At 67.2% G+C, this 18,583-nt stretch carries 19 protein-coding genes; 8 read left to right on the top strand and 11 right to left on the bottom strand.

Annotation, left to right across the window (positions count from 1 at the left end; all coding sequences use genetic code 11):
- Positions 1–420: 420 nt before the first annotated feature.
- Complete coding sequence (locus AC5JBD_RS12355; protein ID WP_495722117.1) at positions 421–630, bottom strand: hypothetical protein; 210 nt, start codon at positions 628–630, stop codon at positions 421–423.
- 282 nt (positions 631–912) lie between these two features.
- Here AC5JBD_RS12355 and AC5JBD_RS12350 point away from each other — a divergent pair, with 282 nt between their 5' ends.
- Together AC5JBD_RS12350 and AC5JBD_RS12345 are read left to right on the top strand one after the other, a co-directional pair.
- Positions 913–1,902 (top strand): glycosyltransferase family 2 protein, encoded by a 990-nt coding sequence (locus AC5JBD_RS12350; protein ID WP_495722116.1) that lies wholly within the window; start codon positions 913–915, stop codon positions 1,900–1,902.
- Positions 1,902–3,365 carry an oligosaccharide flippase family protein gene (locus AC5JBD_RS12345; protein WP_495722115.1) on the top strand — a complete coding sequence of 488 codons (1,464 nt, stop codon included), beginning with the start codon at positions 1,902–1,904 and terminating at the stop codon, positions 3,363–3,365. The genes AC5JBD_RS12350 and AC5JBD_RS12345 overlap by 1 nt, the downstream gene beginning before the upstream one ends.
- Here the strand turns inward: AC5JBD_RS12345 and AC5JBD_RS12340 are convergent.
- On the bottom strand, positions 3,362–3,790 hold the full coding sequence (locus AC5JBD_RS12340; protein WP_495722114.1) for a CBS domain-containing protein: 429 nt from the start codon (positions 3,788–3,790) through the stop codon (positions 3,362–3,364). The genes AC5JBD_RS12345 and AC5JBD_RS12340 overlap by 4 nt on opposite strands.
- Before the next feature lie 72 nt (positions 3,791–3,862).
- On the opposite strand from AC5JBD_RS12340, the gene AC5JBD_RS12335 reads away from it, so the two are divergent.
- A complete protein-coding gene (locus AC5JBD_RS12335) occupies positions 3,863–4,159 on the top strand; it encodes a hypothetical protein (RefSeq protein ID WP_495722113.1) in 297 nt (98 codons plus the stop codon).
- A complete protein-coding gene (locus tag AC5JBD_RS12330; protein WP_495722112.1) occupies positions 4,146–4,523 on the top strand; it encodes an acyl-CoA thioesterase in 378 nt (125 codons plus the stop codon). The genes AC5JBD_RS12335 and AC5JBD_RS12330 overlap by 14 nt, the downstream gene beginning before the upstream one ends.
- Positions 4,524–4,533: 10 nt before the next feature.
- Here AC5JBD_RS12330 and AC5JBD_RS12325 read toward each other — a convergent pair whose 3' ends face one another.
- From AC5JBD_RS12325 to hisS, 6 genes are all read right to left on the bottom strand, one after another.
- The gene (locus AC5JBD_RS12325; protein ID WP_495722111.1) at positions 4,534–6,051 is read right to left on the bottom strand and encodes a DUF4139 domain-containing protein; all 1,518 of its coding nucleotides are present in this window, start codon (positions 6,049–6,051) and stop codon (positions 4,534–4,536) included.
- Positions 6,052–6,172: 121 nt separating this feature from the next.
- Positions 6,173–7,576: a DUF4139 domain-containing protein gene (locus AC5JBD_RS12320; protein WP_495722110.1), complete on the bottom strand. Its 1,404-nt coding sequence runs from the start codon at positions 7,574–7,576 to the stop codon at positions 6,173–6,175.
- Between the two features lie 286 nt (positions 7,577–7,862).
- The gene (locus AC5JBD_RS12315) at positions 7,863–8,519 is read right to left on the bottom strand and encodes a DUF4167 domain-containing protein (protein WP_495722109.1); all 657 of its coding nucleotides are present in this window, start codon (positions 8,517–8,519) and stop codon (positions 7,863–7,865) included.
- Positions 8,520–8,775: 256 nt separating this feature from the next.
- Positions 8,776–9,594 (bottom strand): peptide chain release factor N(5)-glutamine methyltransferase, encoded by an 819-nt coding sequence (prmC, locus tag AC5JBD_RS12310; protein ID WP_495722108.1) that lies wholly within the window; start codon positions 9,592–9,594, stop codon positions 8,776–8,778.
- Positions 9,595–9,729: 135 nt separating this feature from the next.
- Positions 9,730–10,815, bottom strand: coding sequence for a peptide chain release factor 1 (gene prfA, locus AC5JBD_RS12305; RefSeq protein ID WP_495722107.1), 1,086 nt, complete (start codon positions 10,813–10,815; stop codon positions 9,730–9,732).
- Entirely contained in the window at positions 10,812–12,140 is a 1,329-nt protein-coding gene (gene hisS, locus AC5JBD_RS12300; protein WP_495722106.1) for a histidine--tRNA ligase, read from the bottom strand. Before hisS ends, prfA begins: the two co-directional genes overlap by 4 nt.
- Before the next feature lie 66 nt (positions 12,141–12,206).
- Here hisS and ppa point away from each other — a divergent pair, with 66 nt between their 5' ends.
- The 4 genes from ppa (at position 12,207) to AC5JBD_RS12280 (ending at position 17,013) form a co-directional block, all read left to right on the top strand.
- A complete protein-coding gene (gene ppa / locus AC5JBD_RS12295) occupies positions 12,207–12,746 on the top strand; it encodes an inorganic diphosphatase (RefSeq protein WP_495722105.1) in 540 nt (179 codons plus the stop codon).
- Positions 12,747–12,833: 87 nt separating this feature from the next.
- Complete coding sequence (locus AC5JBD_RS12290) at positions 12,834–14,744, top strand: M61 family metallopeptidase (RefSeq protein WP_495722104.1); 1,911 nt, start codon at positions 12,834–12,836, stop codon at positions 14,742–14,744.
- 11 nt (positions 14,745–14,755) lie between these two features.
- Positions 14,756–16,324 carry an amidase gene (locus AC5JBD_RS12285; RefSeq protein ID WP_495722103.1) on the top strand — a complete coding sequence of 523 codons (1,569 nt, stop codon included), beginning with the start codon at positions 14,756–14,758 and terminating at the stop codon, positions 16,322–16,324.
- Positions 16,321–17,013: a hypothetical protein gene (locus AC5JBD_RS12280; RefSeq protein ID WP_495722102.1), complete on the top strand. Its 693-nt coding sequence runs from the start codon at positions 16,321–16,323 to the stop codon at positions 17,011–17,013. Before AC5JBD_RS12285 ends, AC5JBD_RS12280 begins: the two co-directional genes overlap by 4 nt.
- Here the strand turns inward: AC5JBD_RS12280 and AC5JBD_RS12275 are convergent.
- From AC5JBD_RS12275 to AC5JBD_RS12265, 3 genes are read right to left on the bottom strand one after another with little or no spacing between them, the layout of a single operon-like run.
- Complete coding sequence (locus tag AC5JBD_RS12275) at positions 16,973–17,332, bottom strand: TfoX/Sxy family protein (protein ID WP_495722101.1); 360 nt, start codon at positions 17,330–17,332, stop codon at positions 16,973–16,975. The two genes, AC5JBD_RS12280 and AC5JBD_RS12275, sit on opposite strands and share 41 nt — an antisense overlap.
- A complete protein-coding gene (locus AC5JBD_RS12270; RefSeq protein WP_495722100.1) occupies positions 17,332–17,646 on the bottom strand; it encodes a DMT family transporter in 315 nt (104 codons plus the stop codon). Before AC5JBD_RS12270 ends, AC5JBD_RS12275 begins: the two co-directional genes overlap by 1 nt.
- Complete coding sequence (locus AC5JBD_RS12265) at positions 17,647–18,552, bottom strand: DMT family transporter (RefSeq protein ID WP_495722099.1); 906 nt, start codon at positions 18,550–18,552, stop codon at positions 17,647–17,649.
- Positions 18,553–18,583: the final 31 nt, after the last annotated feature.

The raw sequence follows: 18,583 nt of genomic DNA, 5'->3' as shown, positions 1-18,583 counted from the left end.
TGTGTTAGGCATGCCGCCAGCGTTCGTTCTGAGCCAGAATCAAACTCTCAAGTTTATGACCGACATCCAGGCCCCGAGGGAAAACTCGAAGCGCCGGCGCCGGCATCTCTGGGAGCCGTTCCTGCACAAATACATATTACTGTGGATATGTAAGAGGACATGAGAGAACCCCATCGAAGCTTGCGCTTCGCCGGGGACCCCAACTGGAACGGCTTAGCTTTAACCGATCGAACGACACCCAGAGGATATCGCTGACCGGAGCCGCCGCCCACATGTCCCTTCATCTAAACCAACAATGTCAAAGAGCCGCGCTTCACCTTCCCCGTTTTACCAGGGCACCGGATTATCCAGTGGATGAAGCGCAAACGAGCCATGCCGGAAGGCGCTGTCTCGTCGGTGAAGAGCCATATATGATCGAGATTAGCGACCGTCAACAGCTTTTCTCGAAAACTTTTTGAAGAAGCTTTCGGAAGCAGCGGAGATCGGCCGGATGGCCTGTCCCGCTCGCCTGAAGCCTAGATAGGAGCGCCAAAAGCGTCCGTCAAGCACTTCATCCGAAAGGCTTTTTCGAAAAGCCTTCGCCGCCGCGTCGCTTGGGAAGATCCCGCCCGCCGCGTCGGAGGCGGCCATATGGGCGGGTCGAAACCTGCCGTCAATGGCCTTTGCATTTCTCTCATTTCAAAGATCGCCGGTGCCTCTTGAGGAGCGGTTGAACCGCCCGGCGACGCCGACGGAGGGCGATATAGCCGCCCATTTTTTGCGCGCAAGGGCGATGTTTCAAAAAAGTTTCAGCGCCCCTTCAAGACCTTAGCTTCGCGCCATTGGGTAATCGCTTCTTCACCGCCTAAGCCTATGAGGGCGCAGGCGCTTTGCAAGGTCGCGGCGCGGTGTCTGGGAAAGTGCAGCGGGCGGATGAGCGTGCCGGCGATCAGCGTTGCCATGAGCGTCTATAACAGCGCCCGATTCCTGGCCGAGGCGGTGGAGAGCATCCTCGCCCAAAGCTTCGGCAGCTTCGAGTTCCTGATCGTCGACGATGGCTCGACCGACGGCAGCAGCGACATCCTCGAATCCTATGCGGCCAGGGACCAGCGGATCCGCATCCTGCGGCAGGAGAATCGGGGTCTAATCGCGAGCCTCAACCGGTTGATCGGGGAAGCGCAGGCGCCGCTGATCGCGCGGATGGACGCCGACGACGTGTCGCTGCCGCAGCGATTCGAGCGCCAGCTCGCCTTCCTCGACGCCAATCCGGATCATGGTGTCGTCGGCACCTGGTCCACGGACATCGTCGAGGACGGCAGCCCGTGGCACGGCGTCTTTCCCGATCCGCCCACTGCTCACGAGCAGCTCCTCGCCGTCGCCGAGACCCAGACGCTGCTCTGCCACACATCGGTGATGATGCGCCGGGACCTGGTGCGCGAGGCGGGCGGTTACCGCGCCGCCTTCCGCCATTGCGAGGATTACGACCTCTGGCTGCGGCTGTCGGAGCGGACGCGGATCTGCTCGATACCCGAGCGGCTCGTCCGCTACCGCCATACCGACGGGCAGATCAGCGAGCGTCACGTCACCGCCCAGCAGATCGGCGCCGCCATCGCCTTCGCCGCCCATCTCGAGCGAATCGCCGGCCGCCCCGATCCGACGGAAGGGCTGGAGACGCTGCCGGCGGTGGATGAGGTCGACGCGCTGTTCGGCCGCCCCGGCCTCGCCGATTCGATACGCCGGAAGCTGGCGAAGTCGATCGTCTATTCCCCGATCGCACTTCGCGGCGAGGGATTCGACCTGCTGCTCGACCATGTGCGGGCGGGCGGTGCCAAGGACGGGCTCTGGCGCACGGCCGGCCGGCTGGTGAAGATCGGCGAGCCTGGGCGCGCGCTCCGTCTGGCTGCAGCGCTGGCGACGCACTGATGTCCGTCCGGCACGCCGCGCTCTGGTCCCTCACCGGCCAATATGCTGTGTTCGCAGCGCAATTCGTCAGCAGCGTGCTCATCGCCCGCTTCTTCCTCAGCCCGGAGGAGGTCGGACTCTTCTCGATCGCCTTGTCGGCGGCGATGCTGGTCTCCGCGCTCCAGGATTTCGGCATCACGCGTTACATTGCCGGCGAGCCGAACCTCAGCGAATCGCAGATCCGCAGCGCCTTCTCGGTGTCGATCCTGTTCGCGCTCGGCGTCGGCCTCGTCATCCTCGCCCTCGCCTTGCCCGCCGCCCGATTCTACGAGGATCCGCGCCTGCTGCCGATTCTCGTCGTAGTGGCCGGATCCTATCTGATCGTCCCGTTCGCGATCGTGCCGAGCGCGCTGCTGCAGCGGGAGCTCGACTTCCGGTCGCTGTTCGTCGTCAACGTCGGCGCCGCCCTCGCCCAGGCCGGAACAGCGCTGGCGCTCGCGGCGCTCGGCTTTTCCGCGCTGTCGCTGGCCTGGGCGACCGTCGCGCAGCAAGCGGCGCGGGCGATTCTCGGCCAATGGCGAAGCGGCCGTGCGCCATTCTCGCTCGGCCTTGCCGGCGCGAGGCCGATCCTGCGATTCGGGTCCGGCGCCTCACTGCTCTACATGAGCGGCGCGGTCGGGATGCGCAGCCCGGAGCTCATCATCGGCCGGATGCTGAGCATCACCGCGGTCGGTCTTTACGGACGCGCCGTCGGCCTCGCCGGCCAGCTGCGGCAGCTGGTGAGCGGCGCGATCGGCAGCGTCTTCTATCCCGCCTTCGCCCGCATCCGCGATTCGGGCGAGCCGCTCGCGCCGCCCTATCTGCGCGTCGTCGCCGGCTATAGCGGCACCACCTGGCCAGCCATGGCCTTCCTCGCCGCCGCCTCGACGCCGCTGGTGCTGATGCTGTTCGGCGAGCGCTGGGCGGCGGTCGCGCCCTTGCTGGTCTGGATCGCGCTCAGCGAGATCCCGTTCACCGCGCTGCCGCTCCACATGGATCTGCCGATCCTGCTCGGCCGGATGCGGCGGCTGCTGCAGCTCAACCTCCTCGATACCGCCGCCTCGGTCGGCCTGCTCGCCCTCGCCTGCCTGTGGAGCGTCGAATGGGCGGCAGCCTCGCGGATCGGCTACGGCCTCGTCTGGTTCTCCATCTATGCCGGCTTCATGCGCCGGCTCGTGGCGTTCCGCTGGCGCGACATGCTGCTCGTCTATCTGCAGAGCCTTGCGGCAACGCTGGCCACGGTCGCGCCTTTGCTGCTCGTCTACTGGCGCTGGTCGTCACCCGCCGACCTCGACTTCTTCCCGCTCGCCGCGGCGGCCGCAGCCGGATGCGTCGGCTGGCTTGTTGTCATCTATGTCGTGAAGCACCCCGTCCGCCACGAGGTCACCGCCGTGCTCGAATCGACGCGCGCGGGCCTTCTCCCCCGCTTCGGCCTCGGCCGCTAGGCGCTCTGGATATAGGCGCGCATCGCTTCGGCTTCCTGCTCGATGCGCGTGATCCGGTAGGCGACGAGGTCGCCTATCGAGACGATACCGATCAGCTTTTCGCCTTCCACCACCGGCAGGTGGCGGATGCGCTTGCGGGTCATCTGCGAGAGCGCCGCGAGCGCCTGCACGTCCTTGGTCACCGTGATCGCCGGCGAGGTCATGATCCGCTCGACCGTCCAGTCGAGCATCGCCGCGTCATCGCTTGCCAGGCAGTAGATGATATCCCGTTCGGACATGATCCCGACGACCTTGTCGTCGCGCAGCACCGGGAGCGAGCCGATCTTGTTCTCGGCGAGCAGCCTGATCGCGTCCCGGACCGGGGTGTCGCAGGTGACGCTCAGCACCTGGTGCTGCCTCCCCGCGATGATTGCGGCGATCGTCATGCTCGGCCTCCTCGTTCTTTTCTACGCCGACTCAAGCCTTGATGATCACATGCGCCAACGCCAAATGGAAGCATGCCCAAACATGATCCCACTCCGGCAGGGCTGGAGCGAAGCGCCCAGGCCTGGGCGCGCTACAAGGCGCTGATGAGCTGGATGATCGCGGCCGCCGTGATCGCGGTCGTGCTCGCGCTGCTTTATCTGCAGCTCACCGGCGCCTTCCTCAGCGTCCATATGGTCGTCGCGACGATCGCCGGCGTCTTCTTCACCGTGCTGCTCGGCACGGCCTTGATGGGCCTTGCCTATTTCAGCAGCCATAGCGGCCATGACGAAGCCGCCCAGAGCCACGAGGACGAGCATGACCTTCGGTAAGGACGAACCGATCCTGCGGGTCGTCCCGCGTCCCGGCGACATCAACGCCAACGGCCATATCTTCGGCGGCTGGGTGCTGAGCCAAATGGACATCGCCGCCGGCATCGTCGCCTCGCACCGCGCCCAGGGGCCCGTCGCGACGGTGGCGATCGACGCGATGGAGTTCATCGAGCCGATCCTGCTCCACGACATCATCTCGGTCTTCGCCAGGATCGAGCGGACCGGTCGCACTTCGATCAGCATCCGCATCGAGGTGATCGCGACCCGCGACCGCGGCAGCAAGGAGGTGAAGGTGACGGAGGCGTTGTTCACCTTCGTCGCGCTCGACGAGGAGCATCGGCCGCGAGCGCTGCCGACAGTCTAACATCTCTCGGCTATTGCGGCGTGAGCGCGTAGCGCAGCGTCGTGCTTCCATTCGCCGGCACCGTCACCGCCCAAAGCGGGCGACCGTCGCGCCGGGCGAAGCTTCCCTCAGGCGTCACGCGGCCCCCTCCGGTCTCGAATTCGGCCTCGTAGCGAACCGGATAATTGTGCGGGTTGCGGACGGTGAGCTGCCAATCGGTCGCCCCGCGGCTCTCCGGCGTCAGGTTGACCAGCTCGGCGGTGACGGCGGAGGCGGTGCCGATCTCGATCTCGACATCCTCACCGACGCTGTTGTCGCGCATAGAGCCCTGGCCGATCAGCACCGGCCGCTCGCGTCCCTTGCCGAACAGGACGACCCGCCCGGCCGGGAGCGGCAGGCCGAGACCCTCCTCCTTGCGATTACGCGTGGTCAGCACCCGCATCAACGGCTGTGCCGAGCCGCCGGCATAGACGCGCTGTCGGTAGAGGCTCTGGACCTTGACTCCTTCGCGCTCCAGCAAGGCGACCTGCTTCTGGCTCTTGGCGGCGACCGTGACTGGCTCCGGGATCCGGTAGAGCTTCAGATCTCCGAGCTCCTCCTGCTGTGCCATCATCGCGGGAGCCGGAGGCGGCGGCGGGGGTGGCGGCGCAGGCGCGAAATTCTCGACATTGTAGGCGACAACCCGCGAGCCGGTGACGATGATGTCCTCGGCATTCACGACCTCCAGCGGGATGTCGCTGGTCGTGCCGGTTGGCCAGCATTCGAGCCGCAGCGGCTCGGCGCGTGGGCGCATCGCCGGGCCCGAGCTGCGGTTGAGGCGCCCGGCGACGGCATTGGTGCTGGCGTCGCGGAAGCCGGTCTCGTCCGCATTGGCGAGAGTGAGCCAGGCGAACAGGTCGAGCCGCTTGCCGTCGGCGGAGAGCTCGCCGACATAATTGGCCTGCCAGTCGAAACCGCTCGCGAGATAGGAAAGGGTGACGGTCGCCTCGGTCGCCCGCTCGCTTCGCACCCGCACCGACAAAGTCGGCCTGGCGGAGAGGCCAGGCGGAACGCGGTCGTAGGTCACGGTCTCGGCCAAACCGGTGCAGCGCAGCGCCTCGACGCCCGCCTCCGTCTCCAGCACCACGCCGCCCTGCGCGCTGGAGCGCACCACCGCCTCCACCTCGCGCACCTCGCCGGTGGCCCGCGACGTGCGGCGGAGGTGCACGCGCTTGCCGAGGGACGCGTCGATCAGGCTCCCGGGCGAGAGCAGGTAGGCATCCTGGTTCTTCTCGACCACGCCCCCGGGCAGGCCGGTGACGATCGCGCTCTCCGGGAGGATGCCGCCGGCGACGCCTTCGAAGCGTATGTCCGCCTCGCCGGCAGGAATGGATACGCGGCGCGTCTCGGTGATCAAGGCGAACCCGTTCAGCCAATTGAGGTTCATCGGCTCGCTCGCCGGGCGCTGCGGCGCTCGGTAGACGGTGACGCCGACCTGCTGGGGGGCTGGCGAGGTGGCGATGGTCTGGGCTGCGGCGGGCGCGCTAAATGCGAGTGCCAGCGCCCCCAACCCCGTTCGGGCTGAGCTTGTCGAAGCCCTGCCCTTCTTCCTACGCCGGAAGAATGTAGGACAGCCCTTCGACAGGCTCAGGGCGAACGGATGGAGGGGCATGGGGCCTTACCTCAGCCGCTTAGAACCGCGTGTCGAAGGTGGCGGTGACGGTGGCCTCGCCGTTGGCCGGGACGGTGACGCGCCACAAAGCCTCGTCCGCCGAGCGGCGCGTGCTCGTCTGGCTTTCCTGGGTGATCCGGGTGTCGCCCCACAAGCCGCTCTGGATGAGGTCGACCGTGACGGCGCGCGGGCTGGCGTTGGTGAGCGTGTAGCGCATCGTCGTGCGCCAGCGGCTGGAGTTCACGCGCTCCCGCTGCTCCATCACCGGCTGGACCTTCACGTCGAACGCCTCGCCCGTGGCGATGGCGATGTCCGAGCCCATCGGCGTGTGCCCGATCTGGTTCTCGCCGACGAACTGGGCGTTGCCGCGCGCGTCCTTCATGTAGACGCGGACCGTGCCTGCGGGCAGCGCGTCGCCCAGTCCCGCATTCCGCGAACTCGAGAATTGCAGCACGCTGGACGCGCTCGTCGCCTGGTCCTGGGTCTGCAGCCAGCCATTGCGGAACACGAAGGCGCGGCGCGCGGTCGCGCCGGTGACGTCGAGGAAGCTGACCTGCTTGGTCTGATGGTTGGCGATCGTGGTCCGCTCCTTGAGCGGATAGAGGTAGAAGTCGCCGAGGCTCTCGCGTCCCGGCGTCTCGGTGCCCGGACGATTTCCGGGAGGCGGCGGCGGAGGCGGGGGAGGCGGATAGCCCATGCGCGCCCGGCGCGGATCGTAATAATTCTGCGGCTGCTGGGCGACATTGCCAGCGACGAGCAAGGTGTCGGCATTGTCAAAGGTCGTGCCGGTCTGGTTGGTGAGCGTCACCCAGCCCTGGACGTCGATCACGCCCTTCTGCTCGTCGAACAAGGCGACGTAATCGGCTTTCCATCCCATGCCGCCGGTCAGGTAGCTCAAGGTCACCGGCCGCGTGCCGCCGCGGCTGCTCTCCAGCGTCACCGACAGCGTCGGCCGGGCACGCAGATTCTCCGGCACCTTGTCGAAGATCACCCGCACCGGCAGCCCGTCATCGCGCAGCACCTCGATCCGGTTGCCGATCTGGAGGACGACCCCGCCATTCACCGCCAGCACGCGCGCCCGCTCGCGCTCCTCGGCGCCGGTGGCGGGGTTGGTGCGCACCAGGGTGATCTCCTCGCCGACAGCTTTCTCCATCAGCTTCTGCGGCGAGAGCAGGTCGAAGTCGAAATTCTGCTCGACGATCGACACGTCCGACGCGCCGAGCGTCACCGTCTCCGGTTGGATCTGGCCGGACACGTTCGGAAACTCCTGCCGCGACCTGCCGGAGGGTAGGTTCAGCTGCCGCGTGTCCTGCACCAGCGCGAGATTCTCGTTGTAGATGGTGACGGCGAGATTGCCCGGCCCGGCTTGGGCAAGGGCGGCGGCAGGCAGGGCGAAGGCGCTAAGCAGCAGGACGTGACGCATGACGGCTCCTCACAGATGAGCGGGAGCATGTTACATTGTCACAACATGAGTCAACGGTCGGCGGAAAACGCGCCGCCACTGTGGCTTAGCAGGCACAGTCCAACCTCCCCTCCCGCATTTGCGGGAGGGGATCGAGGGGTGGGGCTCGCGCGCATGCGCGAGCTTCTGGGCCGGAAAGAGCCCACCCCCGGCCCCTCCCCAAACTCCGGGAGGGGAGAAGGCTTCGCGCAAAGAAAAAGGCGGCGATCCCTTCGAACCGCCGCCTCCTTGAACTCGATGCTTTGCCTCAGGCCGCGGGTGCGATCTCGGCATCGCCTTCCGGGCGCGGACGGCGGGCGCGGCGGCGCGGGGCCTTGGCAGCCTCGACCACGTCTGGAGCGATCGCCGGCGGCAGCACGTCGAGCGAAATACGCTCCTCCGCCTGCTCTTCCCGCGGCTCGTCATTCCGATCGCGGCGGGGACGCCGGCGGCTCTGGGTCTGCTCGGCGCCGTTGCGCTCGAACCGGTCGCCTTCCGGACGTTCGGCACGTTCCACGCGCTCGGCCCGTTCGGGGCGCTGCTCGCGATATTCGCGCTGCGGGCGATCCTCCCGCTGCGGTCGCTCGTTCCGGTCCTCGTCGCCATCGGCGGCCAAATTGTCGTCCTGGTCCTCGTCCTCATCCGACATATAGTCGTCGCGGCGCGGGCGCTGCTCTTCGAAGCGGGAGCGGTTCTCGTTCAAGACGCGGAAATAATGGTCCGCGAACTGGAGATAATATTCGGTCTGCACGCGATCGCCGGAAAGCTGGGAATCCCGCGCCAGCGCCTTGTATTTCTCATGCAGCTGGGCGGCATTGCCGCGCGAGCGGTTGTCCTGCCTGTTGCCCGGGTTCGGCGCATTGTTCGGCGAGCGGGGGCCGCCGCCACGACCGCGCCGGCGGCCGTTCTGTCGGTTGTTGATCAAACGTAGGTCCTCACAGGTGGTCTATTATCAAGCCACTCCATCGACCGGGCCCGTCCCGGCCTTATGTAGCACGACCTCCGGCAGGCGGCCGCATTGCGGCTCCCGCCTCCTCACGCCAGGACCGTCAAAGACGTCTAAGCAATCGGGGGTCGGCGACGGTTGGCCTCACGCTTCCATGGCTGTGCTAGGCCCCGTCCCTGACGACTATGTAACTATTCCGGGGGAGAAATCCAAGCGGAAAACGCGCTGAACTGGATCAAGCGGAGACGATCAGGCAGCGGGGGTGTCCGGCGAGGTCCCGGCGGGTGCGGACGGCGAGATTCCGGCCCAGGAACAGCGCCGTCACTGCCGCCTCCTGCATCGCTCCGATCTCGATGCAGGCGATGCCGCCCGGGGCGAGCAGGCGCGGAATCTCGGGCGCGAGGCGGCGATAATCGTCGAGCCCGTCCGCGCCGGCGAACAGGGCCTCGTGCGGCTCCCACTCCGACACGTCGCGCGGCAGCTCGGCACCTGTCTCGACGTAAGGCGGGTTGCAAAGGATCAGATCGAAGCGCCGGTCCAGCCCTTCAGCCCAGTCGCCCAGCCGAAACTCGGCTCGCCCGCCGACGCCAAGCCGCTCCGCATTGCGCCGAGCCATCGCCAGCGCCTCTTCGGACCGATCAACCCCTAGCCCCCTCGCCCGGGGCCACTGGTCGAGCGCCGCGAGCAGGAGCGATCCCGGCCCGGTGCCGAGATCGAGGATCGTCGCAGGCCCCGCCTCGCCGAACCGCTCCACTGCCGCCTCCAGCAGCGTCTCGCTGTCCGGCCGCGGGATGAGCGCGCCCGGGCCGACCTCCACCTCGATCGTCCAGAAGGCGCGGCGGCCGGTGATGTAGGCGACGGGCTCGCCGGCCTTACGGCGCTCTACCAGCACGTCGAAGGCGGCAGGCGCCGCATCGTCGAGCCGGGACAGCAGCATCGCCTCACGCTCGGTGCCCAGCGCATGTGACATGAGCAATTCGGCATCGAGCCGCGGCGTGTCGCTGTGCGGCGCAATACGGTGTGTGGCGCCGGCAAGAGCCTCTCGAACCCTCATCTCCCCTCCCGGCTTTCGTGGAGGGGCCGGGGGTGGGACGAGCCGAAGGCGAGTTTCTTTCTGACACCGCCAAAGAACCGAGCAGCTGAGCTGCTCGGCCCACCTCCTTCCCCCTCCCGGAAAACCGGGAGGGGGTTAGGCTTCATCCAGGCTCGCCAGGCGGTCGGCTTCATCCTCGGCGATGAGGGCGCCGATCAGCTCGTCGAGCTGGCCCTGCAGGATTTCCGGCAGCCGGTGCAGCGTCAGGTTGATCCGGTGATCGGTCACCCGCCCCTGCGGGAAATTGTAGGTGCGGATACGCTCGGAGCGGTCGCCGGAGCCGACCATCGATTTGCGCGCGCCGGCGCGCTCGCTCGCCAGCCGCTCCCGCTCAGCCTCGTAAAGGCGCGTGCGGAGCACCCGGAGCGCCTTGGCCTTGTTCTTGTGCTGCGACTTCTCGTCCTGCTGGATGACGACGAGGCCGGTCGGCAGGTGGGTGATCCGCACCGCGCTGTCGGTGGTGTTGACCGATTGCCCGCCCGGTCCCGACGAGCGATAGACGTCGATCCGCAGATCCTTGGCTTCGTCGATCTGCACGTCGACATCCTCGGCCTCCGGCAGCACCGCGACGGTCGCCGCCGAGGTGTGGATGCGCCCGCCGCTCTCCGTCGCCGGCACGCGCTGAACGCGGTGGACGCCGCTCTCGAACTTGAGCCGCGCAAACACGCCCTGGCCGGTTACGGAGGCGACCACCTCCTTGTAGCCGCCGACGTCGGACGCGCTCGCCGAGATGAGCTCGACCCGCCAGCCCTGCGTCTCGGCGTACCGCTGATACATTCGAAACAGGTCGCCGGCGAACAGAGCCGCCTCGTCGCCACCGGTGCCGGCGCGGATCTCGAGCATCGCCGCGCGCTCGTCGGCGGCATCCTTCGGCAGCAGCTTCAAAGCCAGCGCCCGCTCCGCCTCGGGCAGGCGCCCGCGGATATCCTCGGCCTCCTCGGCAGCAAGCTCGCGAATATCGGTTTCCGCCTCGCGATCCTCGATCATGCCATTCAGCACCTCGAGCTCCGCGCGCAACCGCCGCACTTCCCGCGCCGCCGCCGCGACCGGCTCGATCTCCGCATAATCGCGTGACAGCTTCACGAACGCGTCGGGCGCGAGGTTCGGCGCCGACATGGCGTTCTGAATCTCGTCCTTCCGCGCCTCGATGGCGGCTATGCGTTCGGCCGAGATCGAGGTCATGCCTCGATCTCTCTGCCAGCAAAACCCCGAGGCGAACTATTATGATTGGGCGCGCCATCCCGCTGGAAGAGCGCATGAGCAACAGCTAGCGAAACAGTCTCATAGAGCCTCTCGACTGTCATTCGCTGCTGCTCGCCAGTGACAAGGTTCTTAAGAGACACTTCGCCACTCGCGAGCTCGTCTTCCCCAAAAATGATTCCCAATACCGCGCCAGCGGCGTTCGCACGCTGCATGCGTTTCTTGAGGTTGCCCTTATAGGCAACTTCTACTGAGTTGCCGGACCTGCGAAGCTGGGCGACGATCCCAGGTGCGACAGCCTCAGCCTTTTCGCCCAGCGGGATTACAGCCAGTTCCTGACCCAGGCGGTGGGACGCGCTTACTAGCATCGCCAGCCGCTCGATGCCGGCCGCCCAGCCCACGGCGGGCGTGTGGGCACCGCCGAGGGCCTCGATGAGGCCGTCATAGCGGCCGCCGGCGAGGACGGTGCCTTGGGCGCCAAGGCGATCGGTGACGAACTCGAAGGCGGTGTGGCGGTAATAATCTAGGCCTCGCACCAAGCGCGCGTTGCGGGTCCATTGAACGCCGGCGGCGTCCAGCCCGGCGGTGACGGCGGCGAAGAAGTCTGCGGCGGCGGGGCTCAAGAAGGCGTCAATCGAAGGCGCGGTGTCGGCGGCGGGGCGGTCGCGCGGGTCCTTGCTGTCGAGGATACGCAGCGGGTTCTTTTCGAGGCGGGCGAGGCTGTCCTCGGACAGGTCGGCGCGGTGGGCTTCGAAATGCTCGATCAAGGCGGTTCGCCAAGCGTCGCGCGTCTCGGCATCACCCAGCGTGTTGAGCTGGAGCGTCACGCCCTCGGCGATGCCGAGTTCGTGGAGGAGCTGATCGGCGAGAGTCAGCAACTCGACGTCGGCGAGCGGCGAGTCCGAGCCGATGATCTCGGCGTCGAGCTGGTGGAACTGGCGGAAGCGGCCCTTTTGCGGGCGCTCGTAGCGGAAGACGGGGCCGTGGGTCGCGACCTTGATCGGCGCGTGCTGCTGCCAGCCTTCGCTCAGGTACGCGCGGCAGATGCCGGCGGTGAATTCGGGACGCAGCGTCAGACTGTCGCCGCCGCGGTCGGGGAAGGTGTACATCTCCTTGGAGACGATGTCGGTGGTCTCGCCGATCGAGCGGGCGAACACTTGCGTGTCCTCGAACACCGGCACCTCGATCCGCTGGAAGGCATAGAGGCGGCGCACGCGGTCGAACGTCTCGACGACGCGCTGGAAGCGGTCGGCCTCCTCGCCCCAGATGTCCTGGGTGCCCCTGATCCTCTGCGGTCCCTTCGCCATAGGGCGCGGGCCTTAGCATTTTTGGCTCGCCTGGGAAGCGCGTCGCCTCTAAGGGCCGCGCCCATCATGAACATCGATCTTATTCCCGTCGGCGACGATCCGCCGAACAGCGTCAACGTGATCATCGAAGTGCCGGTCGGCGGCGAGCCCGTGAAATACGAGTTCGACAAGAAATCGGGCGCGATCTGGGTCGACCGCATCCTCCACACGCCGATGCGCTACCCGACCAATTACGGCTTCATCCCGCACACCTTGTCGCCGGACGGCGACCCGCTCGACGTGATGGTGGTTGCGCGCTCCCCCTTCATCCCCGGCTGCGTGGTGCGGGTGCGGCCGATCGCGGTGCTGCTGCTGGAGGATGAAGCGGGCGGCGACGAGAAGGTGCTGGCGGTGCCGGTCGACACCACCTTCCCTTATTACCAGAATGTCGAGGAGGCCGACGACCTGCCGCAGATCGTCAAGCAGCAGATCGAGCATTTCTTCACCCACTATAAGGATCTGGAGCCGGAAAAGTGGGTGCGGGTCGGCACCTGGCTCGGCCGCGAGGAAGCCTGCCGGGTGATTGCCGAAAGCATCGAACGGGCCAAAGCGGCAAAGGCCGCCTGAGCGCGGGCGTCACGGCGGCGCAACGCACTGGACGATCAAGAAACATTCCTCCATCCGGCTGTCGCAGAACAGTTTCGGAGAGTCGCCTTGCGTCACGCCCTCCTGACCGCGCTCGCGGTCGCGCTTTCGTTCCCCGCACTCGCCCAAGTCCAGGACAGCCGGCCGCAGCCGCTTCCCAGGCCCGAACCTATCCCGGCGCCGCGGGACATCGCCTATCCGGGCACAGTGACGATCGACGTCGACGCGCGCGACACCGCCCGCGCCATCTTTCGCGTTCGCCAGACCGTCCCTGTCGCAGGACCGGGACCGCTGACCCTGCTCTATCCCGAATGGCTGCCCGGCAATCACGCGCCGCGCGGGCCGATCTCCTCGATCGCGGGGCTCAAGGTCACCGGCAACGGCCGCCCGATTGCCTGGATGCGCGATCCAGCCGACGTCTACGCCTTCCATATCGATGTGCCGGCAGGGGTGCGCGAAGTGCAGGTCGAGTTCCAGCACCTATCGCCGACCGAACCGAACCAAGGCCGCATCGTCATGACGCCCGACATGCTGAACGTGCAGTGGGAGAAGATGTCGCTCTATCCCGCCGGCTATTTCACGCGGAACATCCCGATCCAGGCGAGCATCACCCTGCCCGCCGGCTGGCAGGCGGCCACGTCGCTGGACGTGGCGAGCCGCCGCGGCGACCGCATCGCCTACAAGCCGGTCTCGTACGAGACGCTGGTGGACTCGCCGATGTTTGCCGGCCGCTATTATCGGAAGGAGAAGCTGGCGGAGGACGTGAACCTCAACATCTTCGCCGATCGGCCCGCGGATCTCGCCGCCACGCCCGAGCAGCTCGCCGCCCACCGCCGCCTGGTCGAGCAGATCAAGAAGCTCTACGGCGCCACCCATTACGACGAGTACGAGTTCCTGCTCGCGCTCACCGACACACTCGGCGGCATCGGGCTGGAGCATCTCCGCTCCTCGGAAAACAGCCACCCGCGCACTTACTTTACCGAGTGGGATAAAGGCTCGGCCGGGCGCGACCTACTGGCCCACGAGTTCAACCATAGCTGGGACGGCAAATATCGCCGCGGCGCCGACAGCTGGCAACCGACTTACCAGACGCCGATCGGCAACAGCCTGCTCTGGGTGTACGAGGGCCAGACGCAATTCTGGGGCAACATCCTCTCCGCCCGTTCCGGGATGATGCCAAAGGAGGACGTGCTCGGCGAACTCGCCCGCAACGCGGCTTATTACGACACCCAGCCAGGGCGGAGCTGGCGCCCGCTGATCGACACCACGCTGGACCCGATCGTCGGCGCCCGCCGGCCCAAGGCGTTCCCGAGCTACCATCGCGGCGAGGATTATTATGGCGAGGGGATGCTGATCTGGCTCGACGTCGACAGCATCATCCGCGAGCGCACTCGGGGCGAGCGCTCGATCGACGACTTCGCCCGCGCCTTCTTCGGCGTCAATCCGGGCGACCAGGGCATCAATCCCTATACGTTCGAGGATGTGGTGCGGACGCTGAACGCGATCACGCCCTTCGACTGGGCCAGCTATCTCGGCACGCGCGTCAACCAGACCGGCAAGCCGCCGCTCGACTGGATCCAGCGGGGCGGCTACCGGCTGGTCTACCGCGAGACGCCGACCGCTTATTTCACCTCGCGCGAAAAGGACCGAGAGGTCTTCGACCTCACCTACACGCTCGGCATCACGATCGGGAAAGACGGTGACATCACCGGCGTCGCCTGGGATTCGCCGCTTTTCAACGAAGGCGTCACCTCGGGCACCCGCATCGTCGCCATCAACGGCCGCGCTTATTCCAACGACGATCTGAAGGGCGCCATCACCGCGGCCAAGGGCGGCAAGACTCCGATCCAGCTGCTGGTGAAGAAGGGTGACCTCTACCGCACGATCGCGGTGCCTTATTATCAGGGCCTGCGCTATCCCGTCCTGGAGAAGGTCGGCACCGGCCCCTCCACTCTCGACGCCTTGCTCGCCCCGCTGTGAGGATGACACAGATGCTCCGCACTACCCTGCTCGCCACCACCATCCTCCTCGCCGGTTGCCAGACGGCGGCGCCCCAGGTCGCGCCGGTCGCCATCGGTCCGGCAGCGCCGCCGCCGGTCACCGCGAGTGCGGAGGAACGGACGCGTTACGCGCTCGAGCGGATCGACGCGATCAACCCGCTGACCCGCGCCGTGATCGCAGTCGAGCCGACGGCGCTCGATGAAGCGCGGGCGATGGACCGTAACCGAATGGCGCGGGGGCCGCTGTTCGGCATGCCGATCCTGGTCAAGGACAATATCGAGACGCGAGGCCCCCTCCCCACCACCGCCGGCAGCCTTGCGCTCAAGGAGAACGTCACCGGCCGCGACGCGCCGTTGGTGGCGCGGCTGCGGCAGGCGGGCGCGGTGATCGTCGGCAAGACCAACCTCAGCGAGTGGGCGAATATCCGCTCGAGCGACTCCATCTCCGGCTGGAGCGCGGTCGGCGGGCAGACGCGCAACGCCCATGCGCTCGATCGCAACGCCTGCGGCTCCTCGACCGGCAGCGGCGTCGCCGTGGCGGCCGGCATGGCCCCGGCGGCGATCGGTACCGAGACGGACGGCTCGGTCACCTGCCCGGCGGCGGTGAGCGGCATCGTCGGCTTCAAGCCGACCGTCGGCCTCGTCAGCCGCACCCACATCGTGCCGATCAGCCACAGCCAGGACACGCCGGGACCGATGACCCGCAACGTTCGGGACGCTGCGATGGTGCTGACCGCAATGGCCGGCACCGACCCGGCCGATCCCGCGACGCGCGACGCGGACGCCCGCAAGAGCGACTATGCGGCGACGCTTTCCGACAATTCCCTGCGCGGCAAGCGGATCGGGGTGATGCGCTTCGCAACCGGCTTCGGCACCGACCCAGCCTTCGAGGAGGCGCTGCGGACGCTGATGAACGAGGGTGCGATCCTGGTCGAGATCAAGGAGTTCAAGGAGCGCGGCGAGATCGGCCGCAATGAATTCCAGGTGCTGCTGACCGAGCTGAAGGCCGACCTCAACGCCTATCTCGCGACCACGCCGCCGACCGTCCGCACCCGCACGCTGACCGACCTCATCGCCTTCAACAAGGAGAATGCCGCGGTCGAGATGCCGCTCTTCGGCCAGGACATTTTCGAGCAGGCCGAGGCCACCAAGGGTCTGCAGGACACCGACTATATCGCGGCGCGGGCGCTGTCGCGGCAGCTCGCGGGGCCGAGCGGCATCGACAAGATGCTGAAGGACAACAATGTCGTCGCGCTGGTCGGTCCCACCACCTCGGCGGGATGGAAGATCGATTCGGTGCTCGGCGATCAATATCCCGGCGGGGGCGCCGGCGGGCTCGCGGCGGTGGCCGGCTATCCGCACCTCACGGTGCCGATGGGCGCCGTGCGCGGCATGCCGGTGGGCCTCAGCTTCATCGGTCCGAAATGGGCGGACGCACTGATCCTCTCGCTCGGCTTCGATTATGAGCAGGCGTCCCAGAAGCGGCTCGAGCCGCGCTTCCTGCCGTCGATCGAAGGCACGGAGGAAGTGCGCCGCGCCTTCCGGCCCCAGCCCAGATGAGCACCCGCGCGGCCTGGATCCTCTGCCTTGCGGCCGGGCTGATCGTGGTCGCGCTCACCGTCATCATCGGCGGTGTCGAAGGGGTCCGCGCGTGCGACGGCGTGAAGAGCCCCGCGCCGATGATCCGCTTCGAGTGGGTGCGCAACGTCGACGAAGTTGAAGCGCTGTTCGGCGCGGAGCCCTGCCGTTCGACACTCGCGTCGGCGTTCGACGAGGTCAACCGCCTCGACATGTGGGGCTACATTCCGGCCTTCACACTGTTCCAGCTGCTCGCGGCCTGGGCGCTGAGCGGGTCGGGCCGGCGGCTGGCCGCAGCCGCCGCGCTCGCCGCGATCGTGGCGGCCATATGCGACCAGGCGGAAGACCAGATCCTGTTCGCAATCACCGCGTCCCTCCCCGGCGAGCAGGGGCAGATCGACATGCTCTTCTGGCTCGTGCGCGCAAAGTTCGCGCTGCTCGCCGCAGCCGCCGCTTGCCTCGGCATCCTGCTCGCGCGCAGACGGGATGCGACGCGCTGGCACGGCATGGCGATGATCGCCGCCGCGGCCGTCGCATTGGCCGGCCTCATCGATCCGCGCCTGCTGGCGCCCGGCATCGGCATCGCCTGGGCAGCCCTGATCTTCGCGGCGGCGCTCCAGGTGGTCCTTGTCAGGCCTTCTTCCGCGGCCTCTTCTTCGCCGCGGACCTGAGCCCAGCCTCGAGCGCGAGGCCGGCCCAGCGCTGCATCGCCTCGGCATCGTCATAGACGTCGAGTGGGCCGCGCCGATAGTTCATCGTTTCGGTGCGGCCGTCCTTGCCGGTGAAGGTGAAGCGCTCGCAGCGCTCCGCGTCCCAGATGGGATCGCTCTCGGCGTCCGACTTGAACCAGATATGCTCCTCGTCGACGACCGCGAAGATGGTGCCGTCGATGTAGAGCGTCGCCGCGCCCATCATCTTGCGCATCGTCACCTGGCCGAGCGGCTCCAGCGCTTCCCTCGCCCAGGCGACAAGTCCCTCGTCGAACGCCATCAGTGCAGCAGCTTCAGGCCGGCGATACAGGCGACGATGCCGAAGATGAGCGCGATGCGCAGCGCCCCCGCCGATTCCTGGAAAAAGAAGATCCCGACCAGCACCGTGCCGACCGCGCCGATGCCGCCCCAGACTGCATAGGCCGTGCCCATCGGGATCGTCCTCGCGGCCACTTCGAGCAGCCCCATGCTGAACGTCACCGAGGCCAGGAAGGCCAGCGTCCACGGTACGTTTCGGAAGCCCTCGACGAAGCGGAGGCAGGTGGTGAAGCCGACTTCGAAAAAGCCGCCGAGGATGAGCAGGAACCAGGCCATCTAAAGCCCCGTCTCCGCATCCACGACCGGCACCGGCCTGCGGCTCGCGGCGATCAGGCAGGCGGCGACGATCATCGCCGCGCCGACCAGCGTCAGCGGCAGCACGCGCTCGCCGAAGAAGAGGAAGCCGAGGATCGCGGCCCAGATGAAGCTCGTATACTCGACCGGCGCCAGATGCTGCGCCTCGGCCCGCGCATAGGCCCAGGCCAGCAGCATCAGCGAGACGAAGGCGAGCAGGGCGGCGGCGAGGATTCCCGGGATGTGCTCCGCGGCCGGGATCTCGCCCCAGACCGGCGCCACCGCCATGAAGCAGAGCGTCATGATCAGGCTCATGAAGAAGGCGACCTCCATCGGCCCGGCGAGCTGCGCCTGCCGCCGCATCAGGATGATGTTGTAGGCGTAGATCGCCGCCGAACAAAGGATCGCGATCGAGCCCCGAAAGGCGTCGGGTCCCAGATCCGCCCGCGCCTGCCCGGAGAAGATCACGACCACGCCGGCAAAGCCGAGCAGGGAGGCGAGGATCGCCCGCCGCTCGATCTTCTCCTTGAGGATGATTGCGGCGAGGTAGAGCGCGATCAAAGGCGCGACGAAGGCCAATGCGATCGCCTGCGCCATCGGCACGCGTGCGAGGCCCCAGAAGAACAGGATCGCCATGAAGGCGGAGAGGATGCCGCGGGTGAGGTGCACCTTCATCACCTCGCGCGCCGGCCAGCGGCTCCGCCGCCCGAAGAAGAAGGCCGCCCCGAGCAGCGCCCCCGCCATCGTCCGCCAAAGCAAGGCATTGTACGCGCCGATGCCGAGCGAAAGCCCCTTCATCACCGCGTCCATGACCGAAAAGGCAGCAATGCCGAGGGTAGCGACGCCGAACGCGACCGCGGTGCTTGTCAGGGGCTCCTTCGAAAGCATTACGCGGCCGATAGACGGCCCCACCGCCAGC

This window comes from Allosphingosinicella sp., from assembly GCF_059502505.1.
This window is presented reverse-complemented; position numbering and strand designations above follow the sequence as displayed.

Excerpts from the sequence above, each read along its gene's own strand:
- prfA (WP_495722107.1), bottom strand. The coding sequence starts at position 10,815 with ATGACCTCGATCTCGGCCGAACGCATAGCCGCCATCGAGGCGCGGAAG.
- AC5JBD_RS12320 (WP_495722110.1), bottom strand. The coding sequence starts at position 7,576 with ATGCGTCACGTCCTGCTGCTTAGCGCCTTCGCCCTGCCTGCCGCCGCC.
- AC5JBD_RS12280 (WP_495722102.1), top strand. The coding sequence starts at position 16,321 with ATGAGCACCCGCGCGGCCTGGATCCTCTGCCTTGCGGCCGGGCTGATC.
- AC5JBD_RS12285 (WP_495722103.1), top strand. The coding sequence starts at position 14,756 with ATGCTCCGCACTACCCTGCTCGCCACCACCATCCTCCTCGCCGGTTGC.
- AC5JBD_RS12265 (WP_495722099.1), bottom strand. The coding sequence starts at position 18,552 with ATGCTTTCGAAGGAGCCCCTGACAAGCACCGCGGTCGCGTTCGGCGTC.
- AC5JBD_RS12330 (WP_495722112.1), top strand. The coding sequence starts at position 4,146 with ATGACCTTCGGTAAGGACGAACCGATCCTGCGGGTCGTCCCGCGTCCC.
- hisS (WP_495722106.1), bottom strand. The coding sequence starts at position 12,140 with ATGGCGAAGGGACCGCAGAGGATCAGGGGCACCCAGGACATCTGGGGC.
- ppa (WP_495722105.1), top strand. The coding sequence starts at position 12,207 with ATGAACATCGATCTTATTCCCGTCGGCGACGATCCGCCGAACAGCGTC.
- AC5JBD_RS12340 (WP_495722114.1), bottom strand. The coding sequence starts at position 3,790 with ATGACGATCGCCGCAATCATCGCGGGGAGGCAGCACCAGGTGCTGAGC.
- AC5JBD_RS12335 (WP_495722113.1), top strand. The coding sequence starts at position 3,863 with ATGCCCAAACATGATCCCACTCCGGCAGGGCTGGAGCGAAGCGCCCAG.
- AC5JBD_RS12270 (WP_495722100.1), bottom strand. The coding sequence starts at position 17,646 with ATGGCCTGGTTCCTGCTCATCCTCGGCGGCTTTTTCGAAGTCGGCTTC.
- AC5JBD_RS12350 (WP_495722116.1), top strand. The coding sequence starts at position 913 with ATGAGCGTGCCGGCGATCAGCGTTGCCATGAGCGTCTATAACAGCGCC.
- AC5JBD_RS12345 (WP_495722115.1), top strand. The coding sequence starts at position 1,902 with ATGTCCGTCCGGCACGCCGCGCTCTGGTCCCTCACCGGCCAATATGCT.
- AC5JBD_RS12275 (WP_495722101.1), bottom strand. The coding sequence starts at position 17,332 with ATGGCGTTCGACGAGGGACTTGTCGCCTGGGCGAGGGAAGCGCTGGAG.
- AC5JBD_RS12355 (WP_495722117.1), bottom strand. The coding sequence starts at position 630 with ATGGCCGCCTCCGACGCGGCGGGCGGGATCTTCCCAAGCGACGCGGCG.
- prmC (WP_495722108.1), bottom strand. The coding sequence starts at position 9,594 with ATGAGGGTTCGAGAGGCTCTTGCCGGCGCCACACACCGTATTGCGCCG.